This window comes from Neptuniibacter sp. QD48_55 (assembly GCF_047778115.1).
In the GTDB taxonomy this organism is placed as follows: Bacteria; Pseudomonadota; Gammaproteobacteria; order Pseudomonadales; family Balneatricaceae; genus Neptuniibacter.
The window spans coordinates 2341420-2365187 of record NZ_CP180555.1 but is presented as its reverse complement, the minus strand read 5'-3'; the positions used below and the strand labels follow the sequence as shown (position 1 = coordinate 2365187).

Here is a 23768-nt window from a genome sequence, read left to right as displayed (position 1 = left end):
CACAAGGGGTGGGGAAGCTAGGTCGATGGGAAGCGGATTAAATTAGCTCGCTTGCGTGCTTTTAAAACCTAAAAATTTCGCAATCATCATAGCTGGGCACCAGCCAGTTAGTGCCGATTGGGCCAGACTCACACCAACGATAGCCGTTACGATTAATAACGCTTGCGGTGCTTGTAAGAACATCACTGGAGCAACTGTTAGCATCACCACGCATCCAGCAATAATGTGCAGGCCTTGGTTTATAGTCATGCCTTCACAATTGCAACTTTCTGCTTTTAACCCCAGCTTCTGAAAAATAAACACGGCAGGGCACCAGCCGGTAAAAGCTGATTGGAATAAGTTAAGGCCAACAAAACCGGTGAGGTAGTACCAGTTAGCATTGACGTAAGTACCTAAAACTAAGCTAGCTAATATGACACTGCCAGCCATCAGACGAAGCGCGGCGTTAAGAGACATGATGATTCCTTTAAGTAGAAAGTCGTTAGAAATATTATATATAAGTTATATCTAATATAAAGATCGGGCTTAGTTCAAGTTTTTATAATTAAATGTAGTGAAAGCATGCTTTGTTATAAGGCAGAGAATAAACGAACTGGAAAACCTTCAGTTTAGGATCCAGACTGCAAGTATAGAGAGAGGAATATCAACCACTTGCTGGTGAGGAAGAGATGGATAGGTTACTGGTTAATATCGATTTTAAACACGATAACTCCAGCCTTATAGAGAAAGCAGTAAACCTAGCGGAACAACATTCTGCTTTTCTAGAGCTGTTTAGTTGCTGTTACAACCGCTCGCTCAAACACAGTCATATGTTTGATGCCAAGCAAGAATTAAAAGCCGAACATGCCTACGTTAAACAAACCGAAGCCAAGCTTGAAGAGCTTTGCCTAAATATCGAAGCTTTAGGTATAAAAACGGGGTTTGATGCCAGTTGGAATCGTCATACTGGTGAAGGGATTGTTCGAAAGGTTCTGCGTTTCCAACCAGATTTAGTTCTTCACTCAATTCAGCCGCATACTCGATTGGGCCATTACCTATTTGCCCCTGTTGATTGGCAACTAGCGAGAAAATGCCCCGTACCTGTTCTGTTTGTGAAGCAGCGACCTTGGGGCGACCATAAACGTGTTGTGACTTGTATCGACCCCTTACATAAAGGTGATGAGAAAGGTGTATTAGATCGGGAACTGATACAGCGAACCCGTGAAATGATGGATGATGGCCATAGCGAGTTAAGGATTTTGCATTGCTATAACACCTTACCCCAAGAAGTGATTTTTGATGAGCATGTGGTTACAGACTACGAAGCGTTGCAGAAGCGAGTGGAACGAAGTCACTTTAGCTCCTGTGATGAACTGCTCCAAGAATACGGATTGAGTATCGAATCTGATCTGGTCGACATCATCAAAGGCGAAGCGGATCTGACCATCAGCAACTATGCAAAACACAATAAAATCGATGTGGTTGTGATGGGTGGTGTGGCCCGTACTATTCTGGATCGGTTATTAGTCGGCAGCACAACGGAGCATGTAGTCGATCATGTGGATTGTGACGTGATGATCGTTAAACATCCCGATTTTGTTTGCCCTGTACCAGAATCATGAGGGTATTTATTGGTGTTATTTTGCCTTCGTCGTTTCAGGCATTAGTAATTTTTATTATTGCCAGTATGAATCAAGGTAATGGTTCCTGGGCTGGCTTGGCTGCTTTTTTGATAGGCATGTTCGCCATCCCTATTACCTTGTTAATTAACGGGCTCTACGTTTGGAAGAACCCGCAACATAATTTATTTTAGGTGATGGGGAAGTGCTTTACTTTTGTGGTGATGGCACCATTTTTCTGTATTTTGACCCTGTTTTTATAGATTTTAGTTTATTGCTCTAGTACTTCTAGTAAGCGTTTTAAGCTTTTGTCCATCTGAATTTTCTCCTCTTTAGAGAAGGCGCTCATTAACCGGTCAAGGTTATCAACGTGGGCGCTTACTGCTTCGTTAATCAGTTCTAAACCCTCATCGGTTAATTTAACCAACATGCTGCGCGCATCTTCGGGATTAGTGCAGCGGCTGATTAAACCCCTTTTTTCCAATCCTTTAAGACGATGGGTCATTGTGCCAGAGGTCACCATCAGGGTAGAAAACAGCGCGGTCGGTGCTAAGCAATAGGGTGAGCCAGATCGGCAAAGTGTTGCCAGAACATCGAACTCCCAGTAGTTAAGTCCATATTCTAAAAAGGTTTTTTCTAGCCTTTGCTGCACTAATGCCGAGCTTCGTTTGATACGCCCCGTTACGGACATCAGCTCAGAATTAAGCTCTGGTCTTTCTGATTTCCACTGCGAAATTATCTTATCTACGGCATCCGCTGATTTATCTGTCATTTGCTACACCTGAAAATTTATCTTGATATCAAGATAGTTTGCTGTCATTGTTTAATTATATCTTGAATTCAAGATAAATTCTTCATCGATATAAAATAACCAAGGTGACGAGGATGATCGGTAAATTACTTAACAGTGTGAGCATTGTTGTAACGGCACTAGCACCCATAATTTGGGGCTCGACTTATATCGTTACGACCGAGCTTTTACCTGCTGATCGTCCTTATACCGCTGCATTGATTCGTGTACTTCCTGCGGGGCTCTTGCTGTTATTGATGAGTTTTTATCTGCCTAAGCGCAAAGAGTGGGGCAGGTTGATCATTCTCTCCGCGCTAAATATTGGACTGTTCCAAGGGTTATTGTTTGTAGCCGCATATCGCTTACCCGGCGGGATCGCCGCTGTTGTCGGAGCTATTCAGCCATTATTGCTGATGTTGTTGATCTGGCTGGTGGATAGCAAAGCGCCACGTTTACTTACAGTGATTGCAGCCATCTTTGGTGTTATCGGCATGGCTGCACTGCTTCTGTCGCCGAATGCTGAGTGGGATCTATGGGGAATTATTGCGGCATTTCTTGGCGCGTGTTCCATGGGGGCCGGAACCTACTTGGCGAAACGTTGGCATAGCTCGCTTCCGGTATTGGCATTTACCGGCTGGCAGTTATTGCTGGGTGGGCTGATGTTGCTTCCCGCTGCTTATTTTCTAGATCCTGCTCTGCCTACGTTGGGCAGTACAGAAATACTAAGTTACGCCTACCTTTCCATATTCGGAGCGTTAATCGCTTATCTACTGTGGTTTAAAGGTATCGCGACACTGCCGCCAGTCGCAGTGTCATCTTTAGGACTGCTGAGCCCTGTTACTGCAGTGGTACTGGGCTGGTGGTTGTTAGATCAAAGCTTACAGGGCTTTGCATTACTTGGGCTGATCACAGTGTTGGTCAGCATTTTAGTCGTGCAAATCTCTTCATCATCTAAATCTATTTCACGTTCTCAACAGCCTGTTGTTGCTGAAGCTAAAGAGTAAGGAGTTGTTATGAAAGATATGATTACCCAACTGATTGAAACCCGTGCCTCAGTAGCACGTTACGATGCAGACAAGCAGCTATCAGATGCTCAGCTTAAAGAGCTGTTGCGATTAGCGACGCTATCGCCTTCGGTTTACAACATGCAGAACTGGAAGTTTATCGTTGTCTCTAGCGAAGAAGCCAAACAGAAACTGCATCCAATCGCTTTTAATCAGCCTCAAATTCTAGATGCATCAGCCACAGTGATTATCTGCGGCACACTAAAAGGCTATCAGCAGTTGCCGAAACAGCTAAGCCCAGTGGTAGAGGCCAATATCATGTCGCAAGATGTAGCGGATGGTTGGGTCGAAATGGCGACTAATGCTCATGAAGGTAATTACACCCTTCAGCGAGATGAGGCACTACGTTCGGGTTCATTAGCGGGTATGACCATGATGTTGGCGGCTCATGGCATGGGTATCGCATCAGGTGCAATGACGGGTTTCGATCCAGGTCAGTTACACGCTGAGTTTGAGCTTGAAGAGACTGATATCCCAGTAATGCTGGTAACGCTTGGCTACCCTGCAAAACAGAGCTGGCCGCAGAAACCACGTCAGCCAATGGAAGATGTCACTATGTTTGTTTAGTGTTGCACCTAAGTGGTGCGGTTGTTAGTAAGTGGTGCCATGCATGCTGTATTTTTGTGCGCTGCGGTAATTCTTTGTAATTTATAGATAAATCGTATTTTCCTTATAAACTTCATGGTTTAAGGCTTTCAGCCCTTTTTTGCAAAGCTGGCTTGTTTTTTGCGACTGCGTAATCAAGTTTTTCGCTTTCTAGGGGGATATGACATGAAAGCACTTAAAAAGACTAAGCTACTTAGGTGGGGACCCGTAGTAGCTTTAGTTCTATCGTTGCCAGTACAAGCGGCTGAAGAGCTGGTTGATGCAAAGGTGTGGATCGATAGTTTATGGGTAATTCTTGCTGCTGCTTTAGTCTTTCTAATGCAGGCTGGTTTTACCGCTTTAGAAGCTGGATGTATCAGAGCTAAAAATAGTTACAACGTCGCTATAAAAAATATAGCTGACTTTGTTATTGCCTTTTTAGGCTTCTGGTTGCTTGGCTTTGGCATAATGTTTGGACTTGATAGTGGTGGGTTTATAGGCGAATTTGTATCGGCTGATCATCATATATCTGGCCCTCAAGATTATGCCTTTTTCCTATTTCAGGCCATGTTTGTAGGTACCGCCGCGACTATTGTGGCGGGTGCAGTTGCTGAAAGGATGCGCTTTCAGGACTACTTATATATCTCTGTGCTGATCTCTTGTGTTATCTATCCTGTGTCTGGTCATTGGATCTGGGGTAGTGCCCTAGTTGGCGGTGATGGCGGTTGGTTAGAGCAGCAAGGTTTTGTCGATTTTGCAGGTTCTACAGTTGTCCATTCTGTTGGTGGATGGGTTGCCTTGGCTGGCGCTTTGGTCTTAGGGCCGCGTTTAGGTCGATTTAATGACCGAGGTGAAGTTCAGGACATTCCAGGCCATAACCTAGTTTTGGCAACCTTAGGTGTATTCTTACTTTGGTTTGGTTGGTTTGGCTTTAACGGCGGCAGCACATTAGCCGTTAATGAAGATGTACCGATGATTTTAGTGAACACCAACCTATCTGCGGCTGCAGGTGGTTTGACTGTGTTATTGATCTCTCTGGTAATGGATGAAGGTAAAGTTAACATCCTCAAGGTACTCAATGGTGCCTTAGGTGGTCTTGTAGGTATCACTGCAGGTTGTCAGGTTTTGGGCCCTTGGGGTGCCATTATTACAGGTATTATCTCAGGCATGGTTCTTTATATGGCTGAGTATGTATTACTAAATTGGATGAAGGTTGATGATCCAATTGGTGCGGTAGCTGTTCATGGCGTTTGTGGAGTTTGGGGAACGATTGCTTTGGCGCTATTCGCTCCAATTGAAAACTTACCTCTAGATAGTCGTTTTGATCAGTTTGTTGTGCAGCTAACCGGTGCGTTTAGTGTCTTTGTCTGGGCGTTTACAACAGGTTTGATCTTCTTCTGGTCACTGAGAACGTTTGGCAAATTGCGTATCTCTCCAGAAGAGGAGCAGGTAGGACTTAACGTCGCAGAACACAATGCCAGAACTGCATGGTTAGATACCATGAATACCGTACAGAAGATTATTGCTAGCCGTGACTTGAGCTTAAGAGCAGAGGTTGAAGCTGGAACTGAGGCAGGTGAAACAGCGCAAGCATTCAATGCTCTTCTAGATCAATTGGAACAAGCGGTAAATACTATGGCTCAGGTCTCCCAGAGGGGACTGCACGCAGCTAAAAGGGTTAGATCAGCCTCTCAGTCTACGGCGATGGGTATGGATTCCCAAACTTATGAGACCGAAGCTGCGACTGAACTTATGCGGGAATTTGCCGTTACTTCAGAACAGACCGCAGTTAGCACTCAGCAGGGGGCTTCTGAGGTTAGTCGTGTATCGGATATGGTGAGTCAGGGTGAATCTGAAGTAGAGCAGGTGAAACTCAAAATTGACGAACTTGCAGATAATATCCTACAGGCTTCTCAATACACTGCGCGTTTGAAAGATGAAAGTCAGTCTATTGGTGAAATCATCCAACTTATTCAAACCATTGCGGAGCAGACGAACTTACTTGCACTTAATGCTGCGATTGAAGCTGCTCGTGCAGGAGATCAAGGTCGAGGGTTCTCGGTAGTATCTGATGAAGTGCGTGACCTAGCAGTACGAACTGAAAAAGCGACTAAAGAGATACAAAAGAAAATTCTGAGCCTACAAGGCGAGATCGGTAAATTAGACACGACTATGCAATCCGGTCAGCAAGTTGCAGAAGAGAGTGTCAATCGCTCTCTATCCGCCGCAGAGTCTCTGCGTGCAATTACCCATTCTGTTTTACAGATCAACGATATGAATCAGCAGATAGCTGTGGTTGCAGAACAGCAGAAACAGTCATCTGAGATGTTAAAAGACCGATTACAGGGTATTCACACAGAAGCGAATAACGCTCAAGGTCTAAGTTCTGAATTGGAAACGCATGCGAGTCACATGCATTCTGATATGGAGCAGCTGGAAAGCGTGGTTGCCAGCTTTAAAACCAATAGATGCGCAGCTTAAAACTATAAATGGGAATGAACCAAAAGGCCGCATTATGCGGCTTTTTTAATGCCTGGGAAACTTTGAATTACTTTTGTAAGATCATGATACTAAAGGAAATGATTGAAATTCCGTGATGTGATTACAATCTCGAACTAGACCCAAGTCTAGACTCATTACTGGACCCAAATTTAATACAATAAAAATACTCCTCCGGTTCATGGCAATGCCTGTCAGACAGATAGCGTTGAACATGGTGCAAAGCACTGTCACTGCTGGGGATGAGATGAAAGGGTTATGAAAATTGAGGGGGTAGCGTGCTTGGTTGGGATTAGATAGCAGTAATTCCCGTGTACGGAAACCGTGCATTAGTAAGAATAAAATTTCTAATATATTTAATATTCTAATATATAAGAGTTTTCTTTTGGAAAACTAAACTCAAGCTGTTACCTGAGTAACAAATAGAATGAATACAACCACAATCCCAGTGTATTCATTATTAGATTACTTCCAGTAATCAACATACAGGTAATACAACAACCCTTCCCAGGGTATTACTCAATATTCCAATATACTCGCGCGGAAACTAAGAAGAACTTAGTTCGGCTTTCAAATCACTCAACCGAACAGGCTCTTTATGTTTCACCGTAACCACTTGAGGAATAAGTTCAGGCCAGCTCTTCACTTTGTACTGGTAGCTAGTTCGAGCACCGCCTTTTTTAATCTCAATTAATTTGGACTCAACAAGGCCAATCTTTTCTAGCTTTTTGATGCTATTAGCAGCGGCAGTACGAAGAACACCTACAGCATCACCAATATCCTCTTGGTTAGCGTAGTAATCCCTTTGCTCGCTTTTGAAATACAGATAAGCATCAAGCATCTCTTCGGCAATCATTTTGTCTGTATTGCTGATCGCTACTTTCTCACCATCTGATAGAAAAACGGCTCTTATTTTCCTTTCAGCTTTGATGCTCTGTGTGTATGGTTCGTCCATTGTCGTTTCCCTCGCTAGTTTCAATATTCAGGAACTGGTGCGCAATTTCAAGCGGGGGGGGTAGGAAGGGGTTAAGAGGGCATCATCTTTAGTTCTAGACAACCCGAAAATATCTAGCAGAAATTATGACAATCGGAGATGTTCGCTTCTCAATATTCTGGTAAATAAAAAAACAAGGATACCTTTAGTTTGCTATTGGAACATGGCTTAAATTATACTCGCCTTTTTTACCTCACCCTACTGTAACTCTTATTTAAAAATAGAGGCAATGATGAACATTGGTAACAATCATTCGACGGCATATTTTGATGGAATCAGAGGTATCGCTGTTTTGATTGTATGGTTAAGTCATACGTCCGCTAGAGATCAGTCCTTAGCTGAATGGCTTTCGTTTCTAGGGATAGGTCATATAGGAGTTATGCTTTTTTTTGTTTTAAGCGGATACCTTTTGTCTTTACCTTTTGGGCGTGATGCTAGTTTTGATGTAAAAAGCTATTTGATTAGAAGATTTCTTAGGATAGCGCCTTTATTCTATTTGGTGGTTGTCCTTGTTTTTATTTATCAATACGTTACAGGGAATCAGAATTTAAAATATCTATATATTGATGAAGGTATTTCGAGTTTAATAAAGCATCTAATATTTTTTAAAGGAGATGGTGTTTTTTGGACTATTCCTGCTGAATTTACTTTTTATCTGATGCTTCCTATATTTGCAATATTCCTGTCTAAAGGAACTTTTTTGCGTTATATCGCGGTTTTTTCTATAGCTTTTCTATATTTTTCCTATCATATTTTAGTGTTGATAGGTATCCAAGGATTTGAATCTTTGAAGTTTGTGGATATAGATAAGCACTCTCAATATTTGGATGTATTCTTGGTTGGTTTGGCTTTTGGTATGCTTTCAAAGGAGAGTGCTGTAAAAGATTATTATAATAGAAACAAGACTTTTTTGGATAAGTCTATGTTGATGTTTTTTATACTGATTATGCTCTTAGTATTTATTCTTGTGTCTGAAAATTTCCTTTTTTTTGAACGGCCGTTTTTTGAATTCCGCTATTTATCTGGTTTTTTAGCTTTGTGCTTTTCTTTATTCTTAATTTCTGCTCAACTTGGCAATAGGTACTTAATAGCTATTTTCAGCTTTAAACCTTTTGTTTTTTGTGGTGTGGTAGGGTACAGCTGGTATCTATTGCATTTTCTGGTTATTCAGTATGTTAGTGGCTTTGGTTTTTCTGCTCCCATAAAGTTTATGGTTGGTACATTTTTGATAGCAGTAATATCACTGGTTAGTTACAAGATAGTAGAGGTGCCATTTATTAGGATTGGTAAAAACTATTCTAAAAAAAGAGATCGAGTTTATTCACATGAAAAGTTAAGTTAGAATTTCATTAGTGCAGTAGTAATGATTGAAGTATTTAATTACTTACCTTAAGAAAAATATCTTTCTCAAATGTTGTCGAAGATTTCATCTGCCGACCTCGTAGCTTGTTTGGGTACAAACAGGCGGAGCTAGGGAATCATAGCGATGGCCAATTGTTACACCTGTTGCTTAATATTCTGGGAGCTTTGAATACATTAAATCAGCTAGCTCCTTTACCTAATCATTACTAGCGTCATCTGAATATGTGCTGAAGGCTTGTGATTCTTGTACGTGACCTGTCCATCAGTTAATGGTGTAGCTGTTCACATTGGAGTGCTCCAGTATTGTAGCTGTGCGATGGCGTAAGCTGTTCATTGGGGTTATATCTGAATTAGCTCCAATCTCATTCACTAACCCTCTACCGTAATAAATCATATCCTGAGAATTTCCGGCTACTTGTTCTCAATCTATCAGCCCTGCTTTAACAGCGACAGTTCTTAGGCTGGTGGAAGTTTTACCTTCTTTTACGTGTAGAAACTCATAATCACCATCCTTAGTGATTCCGGTGTCATAAGCCCTCAAAATTTCACTGGATCTCATTCAAGTGAGTGCTGCTAGCAGTGCATTATGGTGAGCAACATCACGTTTCTTTGAAAGCCTTAGCATCTTAACCAATACATCATCTGGCATCGAAGGAAGACTTGCTGAATCCTTGGTGGATAGTCTTTGTTTCGTCCAAGGGTTGTGATGTTCCTGCGGTAGATCCCCCTTGTTAATCAACCAATTCGTGAACAAAGAAAATGATCCTATGTAATCATTAACTGTCTTCGACTTCCTGCCGGGAGCAAGAACATCCTCTATAAACTCAGATGCTTGTCTGCGTTTGATAAGAGAAATATCAGGGTAGTGTTTCTTTAAGAGATTTAAAGAACGCTCATGTCTTTTAATGCGGGTGTCGCTTAACTCTAAACTATCGAGCCACTTGTTCATGTAGGCATCTATCAGAACAGCATCACCTTCAATGACATTTTCCAATGTCTCAAGCTTAACTCTACGATCTTCAGGCATAAGGCTTGGATCGTTAAACTCATCTTCACTCTGGAATTGATCGAGAATAATATCTGCTGATCTAGCGTTGTATTCTTCAGGAGATAGATTTGATTTCTGTGCTTTCAATTCGATGGCAGCAGCTAAATCAGCCTGACCATTACGGATAAGTTTGATCTTCTCATCAATGTCAGCGGCTAGGCGGTTACGCATAATTATTGCTTCAGACATACTGTCTGTACCTAGTGACTTTGTGTAAGTGGTTTTACCGCCGAAGTGTTTACGTACATCTTCAGGAATGTGTCGCTGGAACTTATACGTTCTGCGTTTGCTATCGAGCTTTATATACTTCTCTGAGATGGTCATGGCGTTATCCGTCACTGGTATCAGTCGTGAAGATAGCACCGAAATAGACCCAAATCTAGACCCAGGAATACCCTTGAGAGCAGCAAATCAATGGTTTGGCTGGTTTGCTGGCCGCATTATGCAGCCTTTTCTTTGTTTTAAGTGAGGTAAGTTATTCTCAACTCGTTCAATACCGGTAATACCGAAACCACCAATAAAAGTGCCATCGAGATATTAAATACTCGCTGGTACTTTGCTTCTTTAAGGAAGCGTTTCAGCCCTGATCCAAAGATTAGCCATACGCCTACACAAGGGAAGCTCACAACAAAGAAAGACAGGCTAATCACCATTACTTGTAGCAGCATCGTTGTATCTTGCGAAGTATAAGCCGCAATCGCGCCGGTCGCCATTACCCATGCTTTCGGGTTTACCCATTGGAAAAGTGCTGCCTGCATAAAGGTCAGCGGATTAGATTTCTTATCACCTTCCATCGATGTAGGGGCCGAAGAAGCCACTAACCAAGCAAGGTAAAGCAGATAAGTCACGCCGAGTACTTTGATGATCTCGTGAACAATCGGAAACTTCTCAAATACCGCGCTAAAGCCCAGTCCAACCGCAACCACCATCAACGGAAAGCCCAAGCAGATACCTAGTAAATGAGGCATGCTGCGCTTAACCCCAAAGTTAAGTCCTGAGGTCATAATCATAATATTGTTGGGGCCTGGAGTTACCGTGGATGAGATCGCAAACACTAAAATCGCTAAATAGATTTCCATAAAAAAGAGTTCCGTAACTTATAAATTCTGTACCAGACAACTAAATACAAAAGTGGAAATGTTCGTAAGTTATATAGTGTCGTATAAGCAAAGTTCTAGGTGCAGAGGCAGAAAAGAGATAATTCACCGTCACAGATCCAATACAGTTGCACTGTATTGCTCTTAGTAAGGGTACAGATAGGCTCTAGCGTTTGATGGAAAGTCCTTAGCGTTTACTGGATAGCCCTTAGCGTTTGATGCACAGACTCTAGTGTTCGATGGATCGGATCAGATAGATTATGATTAAGCTTTTAGAGAGCTATGGCTGAATCTTTGTGAATCGACTTAATCTTAATCTGCTGCGTGCTTTAGTTATTATGCTGGAAGAGCGCAATGTAACCCGTGCAGCGGACCGGTTGCACCTTACGCAATCAGCCATGAGTCGACAGTTAAGTCAGCTACGCGATTACTTTGCTGATCCGCTGCTTATTCGAGAAGGTAATGACTACCTGTTAAGTGCCAAAGCCAAAGAGTTGCTGCCTAAAGTGCAGGCTATTCTGGCTGAGGTGGATGAACTAGGGGAGGGCGATAGCTTTAACCCCGCCGAGTGTGTGCGCCGCTTTAGTTTTGCCTGTACCGATCATGTGGCGCAGTTTATCTTTCCAGATATTTTGCAAAAGCTCCGTCACGAAGCACCGGGGATCGATATCAGCTACGAAATGTGGCGACCGGAGCTATTAACACGTTTAGGCCAGCTTCCCCTCGATCTCGCTTCAACGACTACCAACAGTCTGCCAGAGAATGTACTGAGCATTCATATCGGCCAAGATAGCCCAGTGTGTTTAATGGCAAAAGATCACCCACTCGCGGGTGAAACCCTCACCTTAGAAAAGATGCTGGAGTACTCATTCCTGCGTTTAAACAGCGGTGGTGATAAAGATTCCTTCTTTGACCGTGCACTGGAAGCCCAAGGTTTACAACGCCGCATCCAGTTTGAAGTACCTTTCTTCTCAGCGGCGTTTCAGGTGCTATCTAGCGAACCGATGCTGATGATCCTACCCCAGCATATCGCTAGCAATGCCTTAGCGCACTTTCCTTTGAGTTACGCTGAACTACCGCTAGAAGAGGTGCCGCAGAACAACTACCACCTCTGTTGGCATGCTCTCCACGAACAAGATCCAGCCCACCGTTGGTTACGTAATTTGATCGCAGCTTTGCTTCGCGACGAAATGCATATCAACACTCATGCAACGGAATAGCACTTATCAAACTGGTTATGATTTTAAATCATAGCCGGTATTTGATATTTGCATTTTTTTAATTTCTTTCAGCTAACTACAATACCTCCATCTACTGATCGAGGTGATTCCCATGACTCTGGCCATCTGGCTTTCATTTGTTGTTGTATGTCTATTAGGCACTATGTCTCCAGGCCCAAGCTTGGCGGTGGTATTGCGTCAGACATTAGGAAATGGCCGTAAACATGGTGTGATCACCGCAGTAAGTCACTCAACTGGCGTAGCGGTTTGGGCGATCTTAACTCTTTGGGGCTTGGGCGTTGTGGTATCGGAACACCCAATGCTTTACCAAGTGATCACTTATGTTGGCGCGCTTTATCTAGCATGGCTTGGTTTAAAAGCGATCCGCTCCAAAGGCAATGCTAACTTCGGTAAAGGCAAAACCGTAGGCCCGTATTCAGAAGCGGTACGTGACGGGGTGATGATCTCTGTCCTGAACCCGAAACTGGCGCTGTTCTTTATCGCTCTGTTCTCGCAGTTTGTCTCAGCCGATCAATCGGTGACCGAAAAGCTGATCTATATGGGCACAGTGGTATGTATCGATATGCTGTGGCTATGCAGCGTGGCGGTAGTTCTATCGAAAGAGAAAGTGATCAAAGCCCTACAGAAAAAGGCCAAAGAGATCGATCAAGTGAGTGGTTTGGTGATGATTGGTCTAGCACTACGGATCGCTTTATAAGCGATCCGTTTTTCGTTTTCGGTATTCGGTTTACCAGTTCTTAAACTGTAGCCCGTCGATCTCTTCCCACACAATCTCATCATTCAGACTGCGCACAATCTCAATCGACTCATTCAGGTCAGCATGTTTAGTAAACGAACCTTTACGTTCATGCATCGGTACATCCACCAGAATCGAACCATCATCCTCAACCATAAACTGCAGCATCAGATTGTTCTCATCAATCAAACCAATAAAGTTATCCGGCTCATTCAGCATATTCTGCATGTGCTCAATCACGTTCTCTAAGGTTTCAGATACAGCCTCATCCGAGCGAACATGCTTATCAGTAGAGTAGTCGGTATAGAAAAATTTAAATGACATGGGGTAGAGCCTTAATGCTGACAAGAAAAGTTATATTATAACTTATAAGAGGGGGTGCTGGCCCCTTTAATCAGCGGTTACACCTCGCAGGGGTGAAATAATACCTCTCTGACGCCATCTATTAAAACGAAAAAGCCTCGCTTAACTGCGGTTTTTTTTGTATCTGTTGTTTACGAACATTCAACCACAGGAATATCTTCTATCCGCGTAGTGTATCTGGGAGATAGAAGCTCTCGTTTCATTTTAAAGTTCTGTTGAATGCCTTGGCGGGCTAAATGGAGAGTATCTCGACCGTATTTTGAATTGATTTGATCTAGGCATCTCATAAGCTCCGGCTGGTCTGCGGAAGGGGTGAAAATATCTGGCTGATAGGGTGTTGCAGTAGTGATTTCTAAAAGGCCTATTCCGGCTTTGTAGTATCTGATTCCTGCTTGGTATATCTGCTCAGCCAGTTGGCTGGTTACTTTCACTATGACTGCAGTGTCGCAGGTGGGAGTGGCAAATTGGTGGAATGCAGAGCGTTTAAAAAATGATTCCTTATCGTGGATAGAGTTGTGTGCAAAAACAATGATATTGCTGGTAGCACTCTCTTGGGCTCTAAGCTTTTGCGCGGCGATGGTTGCGTGTGTAGCAAGTGCCTGTTTTAGATCGGTGAGTCCTGTGATGCGTTGCCCAAAAGAGCGTGTGGAGTAAATCTGCTTTTTGGGTGAGCGAACATCGTCCCAGCTTATTCTTGTTAAACCGTTGAGTTCTTCTGCTGTATTAGCGATTAAGATGGAGAAGTGCTTTTTCATCAACGCGGGTTTCGTTTGTGCTAGCTGCCAAGCTGTTTTGACGCCGAGAAGGTTTAGTCGCTCGCCTATACGTCGTCCTACTCCCCAAACATCCCTAATTTCCATCTGCTGCAGAATCTGCTTTCTGATTTGATCGTTATCGATAACGGCCACACCGCTGAAGCCCGGTAGTTTTTTACTGGCGTGATTAGCTGCTTTTGCTAAGGTTGGGGTTGGGCCAAAGCCTACGCCTACGGGGAGCCTTACTTCCTTCCACACCTTTCTTCTGATTTTCATACCTAGTTCATTCCAGCCTTCAGGTGGTATGTAGTGGTCAAAGCGTAAAAAACATTCATCTATGGAGTAGATGTGTTGTTCTGGGGCAAAGGAGGCGCAGAGCTCCATCATGCGTGAAGATATATCGGCATAAAGTTCGTAGTTGCTGGATTTAGCAACTACGCCTGCTCTGTCTAGTTGGTCTTTGATTTTGAAATAAGGGCCAAATTTAGGGATACCCATTTTTTTTGCGATAGGGCAGGTTGCGACAATACAGCCGTCATTATTACTAAGGACGACAACAGGGCGTTTTCGGATTGCGGGGTTAAATATCTTTTCGCATGAGGCGTACATTCCGGAAGCATCGATCAGCACATACACATTAATTTAACCCCTTTTTCAACGGTCGAAATAATCGAATAGAACGTGTAACCACACCCTCGATAGAAAATTCATCCTGTTCGCATAGTTGGTAGGGTTTATGGCCGGGAGCAGAAGAAAGAAGTTTCCATTTAATGTGGCGACGATTACATCGCCTTCCTTTACTGTTTCGGCTCGCGAAACGACAAGAAGGTCATTTGGAAATATCCCAACACCACGCATAGAGCCACCTTCAACAAAGCCTAGGTAGGTTGCATGGGGGTGATCAATAAGTAACTGATCGAGTGAAAGTGCTAGCTCGGTATATTCAGCTGCAGGTGATTCAAAACCACTGATACCGGCGCTGGAGTAGATAGGAATATAGCGCAACATAATAAGCACTGGTTGTATATACAGTATTTATATTGTCAGTAGAGATTTAAATGTGCCAGTTTAAGTTTGTGTTGTTATGGGAGGAGGCTGTGTGAGCCTGGGTAATAGTTTCCGTCGTTACCGTTGGCATGTGTTTAAAGAGAGTTTCTAGCGTTAAGGTTTAAACCTCTGAGGAAGTCTCGGAGGTTTCTTCAAGCTTTGCTCTATCTGCTTTAGATATGTAGCGTGGTTTGTTGTTTTTTGGCGCTAATTTAGCCTTAGCCTGTTTTAGTCGCTTAGTGTGGATCTGTTTAATCTTCTTCTTACGGTTCATGCTTTAGCTCGGCTACTTAAAAATCACATTGATTATAACTGAAAATGTCTTTGATAATGTCGGGGAACTTCAAAAGGTCTAGACATTTCACTGCGCTGGCTTTCGCGTATCTGGTCGGTTTATAACCCACTGAGAAAGTATGAGAATTATTCGTAGGTTCCCTAGTGCTACATATAATGATGTAGCAATTTCAGATCTCACTCTTAATGTAAAACTGACATCATGCTATAAGTGATCTAAGTGTTTAGAGCTTTAAAACCGCCCCTTAGCCCTATATGATCGCCAAAAAATATTTCTTGAGATGAATACCGATGAATAAAAGCCTTCTAACGAATCTGCTTGCCTTTATTGCATTTGCGGCGGGTCTTATTACAGATGATCGTGTGTTACTGACCGTTGGCTTGTTTGCTCTATCCGGCGCGTTAACCAATTGGTTAGCGGTACATATGTTGTTTGAGAAAGTTCCAGGGCTGTATGGCTCAGGAGTGATCCCTGCACGTTTCCAAGATTTTAAGCGCGGCATCAAAACCTTAATGATGGAGCAATTTTTTACTGAAAAGAATATTGAGCGTTTCCTAAGTGCTGATAATGGTAAACAGCCTGATCTACATTTAGCGCCAGTAATTGAAAAAGTCGATTTTGCTCCGACTTTTGATTCGCTTATCGAGGTTATCCAAAACTCTCCATTTGGGGGTATGCTAGCCATGGTGGGTGGCACCGATGCGCTTGAGCCTTTAAGAGAGCCTTTTGTGGAAAAGATGAAAAGCTCAATTGAAGAGATGACACGTGATGAAAATTTTATCACTCTATTAAAAGACGAGCTTGAAAGCCCTGATGTTATGGCTGAGATGCAAGAAAAGGTTGAAGTCATTGTTCAGCAGCGATTAGATGAACTGACACCTAGTTTGGTCAAAGAGATTGTGCAGCAGATGATTCGCGAACATTTAGGTTGGCTGGTTGTCTGGGGTGGTGTCTTCGGTGGTTTGATTGGTTTTATCGCAGCGATTATCGGTGTGTAATGCCTTAATAAGAAAAGCCGCAAACGCGGCTTTTTTTGTGCCTGCTTCGGCATGAATAGTCTATGTTTGAGAGACGGTAGAAAGGATTGTGAGATATGAATGACCTGAAAAAATTCTATATTAATGGTGAATGGATTAAGTCATCTGGCAATGACGTCTTGGATGTTTTTAATCCAGCGACCAATGAGGTTGTCTCTCAAATTAGCCTTGGTAATAGTTATGATGTAGATCTAGCGGTTGATGCGGCTGTTGCTGCCTTTCCATCTTTCTCGCAAACCTCCAAAGAAGAAAGAATCGCGCTTTTACAGTGTATTATTACTGAATATGAAAAGCGTGCCGAAGTACTTGTCGAGGCGACTACAGAAGAGATGGGCGCGCCATTAGGTTTATCTCGCCAAGCTCAAGTGCCGGCTGGATTAGGGCATTTTAAGGCGGCTTTAAGTCTGCTTAAAAAGCATGATTTCACTGAGGTCATTGGGGCAACCCGTATCGTTAAAGAACCGATTGGTGTTTGCGGTCTTATTACGCCTTGGAATTGGCCGTTAAATCAAATTACCTGCAAAGTTGCTCCAGCTATTGCAGCAGGTTGTACGGTTGTACTAAAACCTAGTGAGATCGCCCCGCGCACAGCGCATATCTTTGCAGACATTATGCATGCAGCTGGTGTTCCTTCGGGCGTATTCAATTTAATTGATGGTACAGGACCAGCTGTAGGTGCTGCGCTGAGTGCTCACCCTAAGATCGATATGATCTCATTCACGGGATCTACAGAAGCAGGTAAGCAAGTCTCTATTGCTGCAGCTGCAAACTTAAAAAAGGTCTCTTTAGAGTTGGGCGGAAAGTCCGCAGCCATTGTTCTGGACGATGCTGATTTCTCTAAAGTTATTTCTCGTTGTGTAAGAGCGGTGATGGGTAACTCGGGCCAGTCTTGTAATGCTCAAACACGCTTATTAGTCCCTGAATCACGTTTGAAAGAAACCATTGAGATCGCCAAAAAAACAGCGGATTTAATTGTTGTAGGTGATCCTCAATCAGAAGAAACAGTGATGGGGCCGGTGGTATCAGAATTACAATGGCAACGCGTACAAGCTCTGATTCAAAAGGGCATGGATGAAGGCGCTGAACTCGTTGCTGGTGGTATTGGTTTACCTGAAGGTTGTTCATTAGGCTGTTATGTAAAGCCGACGGTATTCGCAGGTGTTACGTCTGATATGACCATTGCTCAAGAAGAGATATTTGGGCCGGTGGTTTGCATCATGACTTATCGCTCTGAAGAAGAGGCGGTAGCAATCGCTAATGACAGTATTTATGGCCTTTCCGGTGGTGTCTACTCAAGTGATTTGGAACGAGCAAAATCAATAGCCGCTCAGATGAGAACCGGTATGGTTCATCTCAATGGTGCGCCGGTTGATATCAAAGCGCCATTTGGTGGTTATAAGCAATCGGGCAACGGCCGAGAGTGGGGGCTGTATGGGATTGAAGAGTTTATGGAAACGAAGGCTATCCTAGGGGATCTGCCTGTTTAGTGATTGGATTGTTGAGAGCCTTCTAGGCAATACCTATTTACTCAGAGCTACAAACGATGCAATTCTTGCCGGCTTTCTTTGCGTTGTACATGGCGATGTCTGCATCATGGATAATTTGGTCTAGATCACGTGTGTCGGGTTTAGACTGAGCTACACCAATACTCGCTTGAATGCTGACTTTATGTTCGCCAAATGCAAAGGGATTGCGCGTATAGGTTAATAGCTCTTCTGCAGTCTCTTTAGCGCTCTCTTTGCTGTTGGTATCAAGAAGCACGATAAATTCATCGCCTCCGTAGCGAGCTATGTTGTCGTTTTCACCCAACTTGGATTGTAGCCTTTCCCCGAATGCTTTGAGTAAACGATCGCCCATCTGGTGACCGTATTGGTCATTGATCGGTTTAAATCCATCTAGGTCTATAAAGAGCAGGGTGAATGGTTCATTTCGATGAATACGTTTTTGAGCATCTGCGCGGATAGCAATTCTATTTGGTAGACCTGTGACTAAATCATGGGATGCTAAGTGGCGCGCTTGTTTTTCCGCTTTGTGTAATTTTTCTGTGCGTTCAATGACGCGTTTTTCTAGCTCTTTTTGACCGCGATCTACTTCTTCAGCCATAGTGTTAAAGCTAGTCACTAAGGTATCTATCTCGATACTGGTTAACGAGTCATCTTTTTTGAATGGAAGAGGGTATTGGTGATGCGAAAGGTCCTCAGTCATCTTTATCAGGCGTTTAACCGGTTTCACAACAATGCCTGAAATCCACCAACTTAATAGCGCAACGATGATAAAGCAGAAAACGGCTATTAAGTGGGTGACCTGTTTCAGATCTTTAAGTTTTAATTCCAACTCCGATGTTGGTTGCGGAATCATTACTCCCCAACCTGTGGTTGGTACGGTCGCAAAACCAGCGATCATGTCGGCATTCATCGCAGGAGAATAAAATTGTGCTACTCCAGATTCTCCTCGCATCATTTGCTTGATGATGCTGATTTTGGCTATGTTCTTTCCTGCTTGTTCCCAGGATGGATTCGGATGGGCAATCACTGAGCCAAATTGATCTACTATTGCAGCATGTCCTTTGTCGCCAAAGCTAATAGATTTCTGAATGTTGTAAAGGTAGTTGGGGTTGATAGCTGCAATCCAGATATTAGCTTTTGGGTCTACAGACGTTAGATAGATGGTAGGTGGAGCGTTTTCTGAGATATGGATTTTAGAAAATTGAATCTCTGGTTTTATATCTGTTGGTATCATTCCTATTTCAGATAAAGATTGCGGTAATAAAGCTGGTTGACCGTAGTACCTTTCGATTAAATTTCCAGAGATATCATATTGTGCAAAAGCTAGTATATTGAGCTGCTCCATCAAAGAGATTTGCTCTGAGTGGAAATGATGGTTTTGCGCGAGTTGAGCGCTTGTGCTGTATACCGCTTTTACATCGAGGGCATAACGATCCAGCGCAGCCGTAGTATTGTGCGCCAGTAAAAGGTGCTTTTCATGAACAGCAGCAAACTCTTTCTCTAGTGCATTCTGAATCGTCCAGTAGGAAAATAGGGCGATGGGAACTACGGAAACGCACAGCATAGCCGTCAATAGGATGAATCTTAGGGGGAATCTTAACGGTTTCATAAATGCGTTTACCTGCGGACGCTTTTACTACAACAAACACTACTATAGATAGTTGTTGATTTTTCGCTAAAAGACAATGGTAGAATCTATTTTTTGTTTGAAAAAATAGATTTTTATATCGGGAAATATAGAGTTTGAGTCTTTCACCTCGTTTGAATTCAATATTGGAAATGATTGATGGTCAATATGACCATATTTGGGATTGTTGCTGTGACCATGGTTATTTAGGTCAGGCTATTTTGGAAGCAAAACCTGAGGCTAAAGTGCACTTCTTGGATGTAGTGGAATCCATTACCAGCAAACTTAAAAAGCATTTAGCCAGTAGCGGCTATTCCAATGTATGCTGGCAAGTTCATTGTGAAGACCTTCAACAGCTCCGTTTGTATCTTCCCGAAAATACTACGAATATTCAGCATCGTCATCTACTTATTATTGCCGGTGTAGGTGGTGACCTGACCCTAGATATGGTTCAGGCTGTCTTGCAAAATAATCCTAATTGCGACATCGACTTTCTTATCTGTCCAGTACGACAACTTCACAAAGTACGTAGTGGTGTAAAGGCATTAGGTTTGGGGTTGGTTAACGAGAGGATTGTTAAAGATGGAGGACGCTATTATGAAACGATCCATCTATCTACGTTAAGTGAAGATGATATACCTGTAGTCGGTGGGTCGATGTGGGATTTAGCGAAGGGTGATCATCAAGAATACTTAAGACAGAATATCAGTCACTATCAGCGTATGCAGGCTCAGGGAAATGAGAATGCTCGAAACATTCTAGCTGAATATATGAGCTTACAAGAACTATCAGCTTGACGATTATCTTAGGGAGCTAAGGTAGGCCCCCTAAGATATATAACCTGTTGATTGAATGTCAGGTTATTTTACTTTCCACGCAATTTGCTCGCCTGCGCGAATAGGAACTACATTATCTTCACCAAGAGGGTAAGTTGCTGGTACATCCCAGCTTTCTTTAACCAAGGTGATGGTATCTGTATTGCGCGGCAGACCGTAGAAGTCTGGGCCATTCAAACTTGCGAACGCTTCTAGCTTATCTAGCGCGCCAGCTGCTTCAAATGTTTCAGCGTACAGTTCAATCGCAGCGTGAGCCGTGTAGGAGCCTGCACAACCACACGCAGCTTCTTTGGCGTGTTTCATGTGAGGCGCTGAATCTGTTCCTAAGAAGAACTTTTTGCTGCCGGAAGTCGCTGCTTTAATCAGTGCGTCTTGGTGAATATTACGCTTTAGGATTGGCAAGCAGTAATAATGTGGGCGGATACCGCCAGCCAACATGTGGTTACGGTTGTAAAGTAGGTGGTGAGCTGTAATGGTAGCTGCAACGTTATCCCCAGCCGATTCTACGAACTCAGCAGCATCTTTAGTTGTGATGTGCTCGAGTACAATTTTTAAGTTAGGGAAGTCATTTACAACATCTTTCAAAATCGTTTCGATGAAAATCTTCTCACGATCGAAAATATCAATATCGCCATCTGTTACTTCGCCGTGAATCAACAGGAGCATGCCTGCTTCTTCCATCGCTTCTAGAACAGGGTAGATGTTCTTAACGGAAGTAACACCAGAATCGGAGTTTGTAGTTGCGCCAGCTGGGTATAGTTTGGCTGCGTAAACTTTGCCTGTATCCTTGGCTTTTTTGATGTCAGCAGGGTCAGTATTATCTGTTAGATATAACACCATTAAAGGATCGAAGTTACGTTGTGGTTTTTGATCCATGATGCGTTGGCGGTAGCTTAGCGCCTCTTCTGTATTCGTTACAGGTGGGACTAAGTTCGGCATGATGATTGCGCGACCCATATATCGGCTTACATCACGGACAGTGTCTTTGAGCTGAACACCATCACGAAGGTGAATATGCCAATCATCAGGGCGTGTAATCGTAAGAGAAGTCATTTGGGCAGCACCACTTATCTATCAGGTTAAAACTTATCTTTTAATTATCCCACGGATTGCTTTGAAAAGCTTATGAACAAATCGATTTTTTAATCTGTGTGATGAAAGTTAACCCTTGTTGAATAAAGCATCAAAAAAATAAGGGTTTTTAAGTACTAGAGAGTAATATTACGTTCATTTAGATTGTATTAATATTGAGCGGATTTTCGTTCTAATTACTATAAAAAAATGCGTTAAACAGTTGGCTATGAAGTACAAAACCAAAATAATTTTGGCCGTGATAGTTCTCGGTCTAGCCTTTCTTGCTGCGTTGTCCGCACTGACTTTAAATATTCTTAGAACCACGGCTAAAGCAGAAGTAGAGCAACGGGTTCAAATAGTTAACACTTTTTTAGGTGTGACCTTGTTACCAGAGCTTAATACACTCCATCGTAATGGTTTGACCTATAAAGCCAATGAATTAATGCAAACTCGTTCGTTAGAGTATTTACAGATTAATGATCAGAGTGGATCGCCAATAGTGTCCCTTGGCGACCATGGTCTTGCCCATTCTCATGATTTAGCTGTTTTATGGGGAGGGAGTGGTAATGTCATTGATCAGCAATTATTTCTTCAAGGTGATGATGGGGCTGCTTACGAAATTCATTATGGTCTTCCTGCAGAAAAAACTAATTTTCTTGTTCAAGGTGCTAGCTATCAACTGCTTGGTTTGGCTTTATTGGAAATTATCCTAATGGTTCTTGGTGCACATGTAGCGCTCAGAGTCATTTCCAAACAGCTTTCCCATCTACGAGAAGCGAGTACACAAATTGCAGCAGGAAATTTTAACTTTCGTGTATCTGAGGAATCCTGTGGAGAGTTGATAGAGACTGCTCAGGCTTTCAATATTATGGGAGCTCGGTTGGAACAATATGAGAAAGATAAAAACGGTGAAAACTTGCACCTTAAGGAACTATCGCAAGCTGTAGAACAGAGCCCTGTTTCCGTGGTAATGACGGACAGCGACGGGGTGATTACTTATGCTAACCCTTGTTTTTACCGTACTTCTGGTTACAGCAAAGAAGAAGTGATTGGTAAAAATCCAAAATTATTACAGTCTGGGGAAACCGATCAAGAAGATTATATTGACCTTTGGCAAACCATTACGAGTGGTCAAACTTGGAAAGGGGAGCTGTGTAACCGCCGTAAAGATGGCAGTGTCTATTGGGATAAAACTTCTATCTCTCCAGTTAGCTCTGAAAATGGAGAGGTGACTCACTATATCTCTGTGAAGGAAGATGTAACCGCATATAAGCAGATCGAAGAACGGATGCGTGTTGCCACTACGGTATTTGATGCTGCTTCAGAAGCAATAATGGTTACAGATCTTAATGGGGCTATCACGATGGTGAATCCAGCTTTCTATGAGATTACAGGTTACCAATCGCAAGAGGTGCTAGGGCAAAGTCCTCGAGTACTCAATTCAGGTCATCATGATGAGTCGTTTTACAAATCGATGTTTGAAGAGCTGCAAAAAAATAATCGCTGGGAAGGTGAGATCTGGAACCGACGAAAATCGGGTGAGGTCTACCCTCAATGGCAAACCATCGCGATGGTTCGAGACGAAGACGGTGACCCATTAGAATACATTGCCCTATTTACGGATATTAGTAAGCGTAAAGAGCAAGAAGACGAAATACGTTTTAGAGCTAATTATGATGCGTTGACCCGTTTGCCAAACCGTAGTTTATTTAATGAGCGATTAACCCAAGCCTTGGTTCAAGCAAAAAGGGAAGGGGCAATACTTGCGTTTTTATACCTAGACTTGGATGGCTTTAAAGAAATCAACGACACTCATGGACACCTAGCTGGAGACAAAGCTCTGCAGCAAATTTCAAAGCGTTTAACGGCGTGTGTCAGAGAATCTGATTGTGTAGCACGTTTAGGTGGTGATGAATTTGTGATTTTCCTATCGGGTTTAGAGTTTAAATATGATGCCGAGGTGGTTGCTAAGAAGATTATTGATTCAGTGCAACGGCCCTTTACCTATGAAGGTGTGGATTTGCAGATGGGCGTGAGTATCGGTATCTCGATCTACCCAGATGATCATTTACCAGAGAAGCTTTTTGAACATGCGGATTCGGCGATGTATGAAGCTAAACGCGCCGGAAAGAATACCTTCCGTTATTACAGCTTAGATTTTGATTAGAGCTGTAGGTGGGTGGAGCGGTTGGAGTTGTGTATTTGGCTTAAAAAT

The 23768-nt window shown here is 42.9% G+C and carries 22 protein-coding genes; 11 read left to right on the top strand and 11 right to left on the bottom strand.

Features of this window, described 5'->3' with window-relative positions; translation table 11 throughout:
* Positions 1–42: 42 nt before the first annotated feature.
* Complete coding sequence (locus tag ACMXYW_RS10870) at positions 43–456, bottom strand: DUF2892 domain-containing protein (protein ID WP_415904070.1); 414 nt, start codon at positions 454–456, stop codon at positions 43–45.
* A 212-nt stretch (positions 457–668) separates the two neighbouring features.
* Between ACMXYW_RS10870 and ACMXYW_RS10865 the strand changes: the two genes are divergently transcribed.
* Entirely contained in the window at positions 669–1601 is a 933-nt protein-coding gene (locus ACMXYW_RS10865) for a universal stress protein (RefSeq protein WP_415904069.1), read from the top strand.
* A gap of 268 nt (positions 1602–1869) precedes the next feature.
* Here the strand turns inward: ACMXYW_RS10865 and ACMXYW_RS10860 are convergent, their stop codons facing one another.
* Positions 1870–2370 (bottom strand): MarR family winged helix-turn-helix transcriptional regulator, encoded by a 501-nt coding sequence (locus ACMXYW_RS10860; protein ID WP_415904068.1) that lies wholly within the window; start codon positions 2368–2370, stop codon positions 1870–1872.
* A gap of 113 nt (positions 2371–2483) precedes the next feature.
* On the opposite strand from ACMXYW_RS10860, the gene ACMXYW_RS10855 reads away from it, so the two are divergent.
* From ACMXYW_RS10855 to amt, 3 genes are all read left to right on the top strand, one after another.
* Positions 2484–3392: an EamA family transporter gene (locus ACMXYW_RS10855; RefSeq protein ID WP_415898685.1), complete on the top strand. Its 909-nt coding sequence runs from the start codon at positions 2484–2486 to the stop codon at positions 3390–3392.
* Positions 3393–3401: 9 nt separating this feature from the next.
* Positions 3402–4019: a nitroreductase family protein gene (locus tag ACMXYW_RS10850; protein WP_415898684.1), complete on the top strand. Its 618-nt coding sequence runs from the start codon at positions 3402–3404 to the stop codon at positions 4017–4019.
* Positions 4020–4223: 204 nt separating this feature from the next.
* On the top strand, positions 4224–6518 hold the full coding sequence (gene amt, locus ACMXYW_RS10845) for an ammonium transporter (RefSeq protein WP_415904067.1): 2295 nt from the start codon (positions 4224–4226) through the stop codon (positions 6516–6518).
* Between the two features lie 565 nt (positions 6519–7083).
* On the opposite strand, the gene ACMXYW_RS10840 is transcribed toward amt, so the two are convergent.
* Positions 7084–7491 (bottom strand): hypothetical protein, encoded by a 408-nt coding sequence (locus ACMXYW_RS10840; RefSeq protein ID WP_415904066.1) that lies wholly within the window; start codon positions 7489–7491, stop codon positions 7084–7086.
* Positions 7492–7762: 271 nt separating this feature from the next.
* Between ACMXYW_RS10840 and ACMXYW_RS10835 the strand changes: the two genes are divergently transcribed.
* On the top strand, positions 7763–8872 hold the full coding sequence (locus ACMXYW_RS10835) for an acyltransferase family protein (protein ID WP_415904065.1): 1110 nt from the start codon (positions 7763–7765) through the stop codon (positions 8870–8872).
* 579 nt (positions 8873–9451) lie between these two features.
* Here the strand turns inward: ACMXYW_RS10835 and ACMXYW_RS10830 are convergent.
* Both ACMXYW_RS10830 and ACMXYW_RS10825 read right to left on the bottom strand, forming a co-directional pair.
* Positions 9452–10264 carry a DUF6538 domain-containing protein gene (locus ACMXYW_RS10830; RefSeq protein ID WP_415904064.1) on the bottom strand — a complete coding sequence of 271 codons (813 nt, stop codon included), beginning with the start codon at positions 10262–10264 and terminating at the stop codon, positions 9452–9454.
* Between the two features lie 137 nt (positions 10265–10401).
* Positions 10402–11019 (bottom strand): LysE family translocator, encoded by a 618-nt coding sequence (locus tag ACMXYW_RS10825; RefSeq protein WP_415904063.1) that lies wholly within the window; start codon positions 11017–11019, stop codon positions 10402–10404.
* Positions 11020–11333: 314 nt separating this feature from the next.
* Here ACMXYW_RS10825 and ACMXYW_RS10820 point away from each other — a divergent pair, with 314 nt between their 5' ends.
* Both ACMXYW_RS10820 and ACMXYW_RS10815 read left to right on the top strand, forming a co-directional pair.
* On the top strand, positions 11334–12257 hold the full coding sequence (locus ACMXYW_RS10820) for a LysR family transcriptional regulator (RefSeq protein WP_415904062.1): 924 nt from the start codon (positions 11334–11336) through the stop codon (positions 12255–12257).
* Positions 12258–12369: 112 nt separating this feature from the next.
* Entirely contained in the window at positions 12370–12975 is a 606-nt protein-coding gene (locus tag ACMXYW_RS10815) for a LysE family translocator (RefSeq protein WP_415904061.1), read from the top strand.
* A 30-nt stretch (positions 12976–13005) separates the two neighbouring features.
* Here the strand turns inward: ACMXYW_RS10815 and ACMXYW_RS10810 are convergent, their stop codons facing one another.
* The 4 genes from ACMXYW_RS10810 to ACMXYW_RS10795 form a co-directional block, all read right to left on the bottom strand.
* A complete protein-coding gene (locus ACMXYW_RS10810) occupies positions 13006–13338 on the bottom strand; it encodes a hypothetical protein (protein WP_415904060.1) in 333 nt (110 codons plus the stop codon).
* Between the two features lie 170 nt (positions 13339–13508).
* Positions 13509–14768, bottom strand: coding sequence for a Y-family DNA polymerase (locus tag ACMXYW_RS10805; RefSeq protein WP_415904059.1), 1260 nt, complete (start codon positions 14766–14768; stop codon positions 13509–13511).
* 18 nt (positions 14769–14786) lie between these two features.
* On the bottom strand, positions 14787–15140 hold the full coding sequence (locus tag ACMXYW_RS10800; RefSeq protein WP_415904058.1) for a S24 family peptidase: 354 nt from the start codon (positions 15138–15140) through the stop codon (positions 14787–14789).
* 160 nt (positions 15141–15300) lie between these two features.
* Positions 15301–15453, bottom strand: a complete 153-nt coding sequence (locus ACMXYW_RS10795) for a DUF2986 domain-containing protein (protein WP_415904057.1) — start codon at positions 15451–15453, stop codon at positions 15301–15303.
* A gap of 311 nt (positions 15454–15764) precedes the next feature.
* On the opposite strand from ACMXYW_RS10795, the gene ACMXYW_RS10790 reads away from it, so the two are divergent.
* Positions 15765–16472, top strand: a complete 708-nt coding sequence (locus ACMXYW_RS10790; protein ID WP_415904056.1) for a DUF445 domain-containing protein — start codon at positions 15765–15767, stop codon at positions 16470–16472.
* Between the two features lie 95 nt (positions 16473–16567).
* Positions 16568–17998, top strand: coding sequence for an aldehyde dehydrogenase family protein (locus tag ACMXYW_RS10785; protein ID WP_415904055.1), 1431 nt, complete (start codon positions 16568–16570; stop codon positions 17996–17998).
* Positions 17999–18035: 37 nt separating this feature from the next.
* Here the strand turns inward: ACMXYW_RS10785 and ACMXYW_RS10780 are convergent, their stop codons facing one another.
* Entirely contained in the window at positions 18036–19625 is a 1590-nt protein-coding gene (locus tag ACMXYW_RS10780; protein ID WP_415904054.1) for a diguanylate cyclase domain-containing protein, read from the bottom strand.
* Between the two features lie 134 nt (positions 19626–19759).
* Here ACMXYW_RS10780 and ACMXYW_RS10775 point away from each other — a divergent pair, with 134 nt between their 5' ends.
* Entirely contained in the window at positions 19760–20440 is a 681-nt protein-coding gene (locus ACMXYW_RS10775; RefSeq protein ID WP_415904053.1) for an SAM-dependent methyltransferase, read from the top strand.
* Positions 20441–20503: 63 nt separating this feature from the next.
* Here ACMXYW_RS10775 and pyrC read toward each other — a convergent pair whose 3' ends face one another.
* A complete protein-coding gene (gene pyrC / locus ACMXYW_RS10770) occupies positions 20504–21532 on the bottom strand; it encodes a dihydroorotase (RefSeq protein WP_415904052.1) in 1029 nt (342 codons plus the stop codon).
* 247 nt (positions 21533–21779) lie between these two features.
* Here pyrC and ACMXYW_RS10765 point away from each other — a divergent pair, with 247 nt between their 5' ends.
* Positions 21780–23720: a diguanylate cyclase domain-containing protein gene (locus tag ACMXYW_RS10765; protein WP_415904051.1), complete on the top strand. Its 1941-nt coding sequence runs from the start codon at positions 21780–21782 to the stop codon at positions 23718–23720.
* Positions 23721–23768 lie beyond the last annotated feature (48 nt).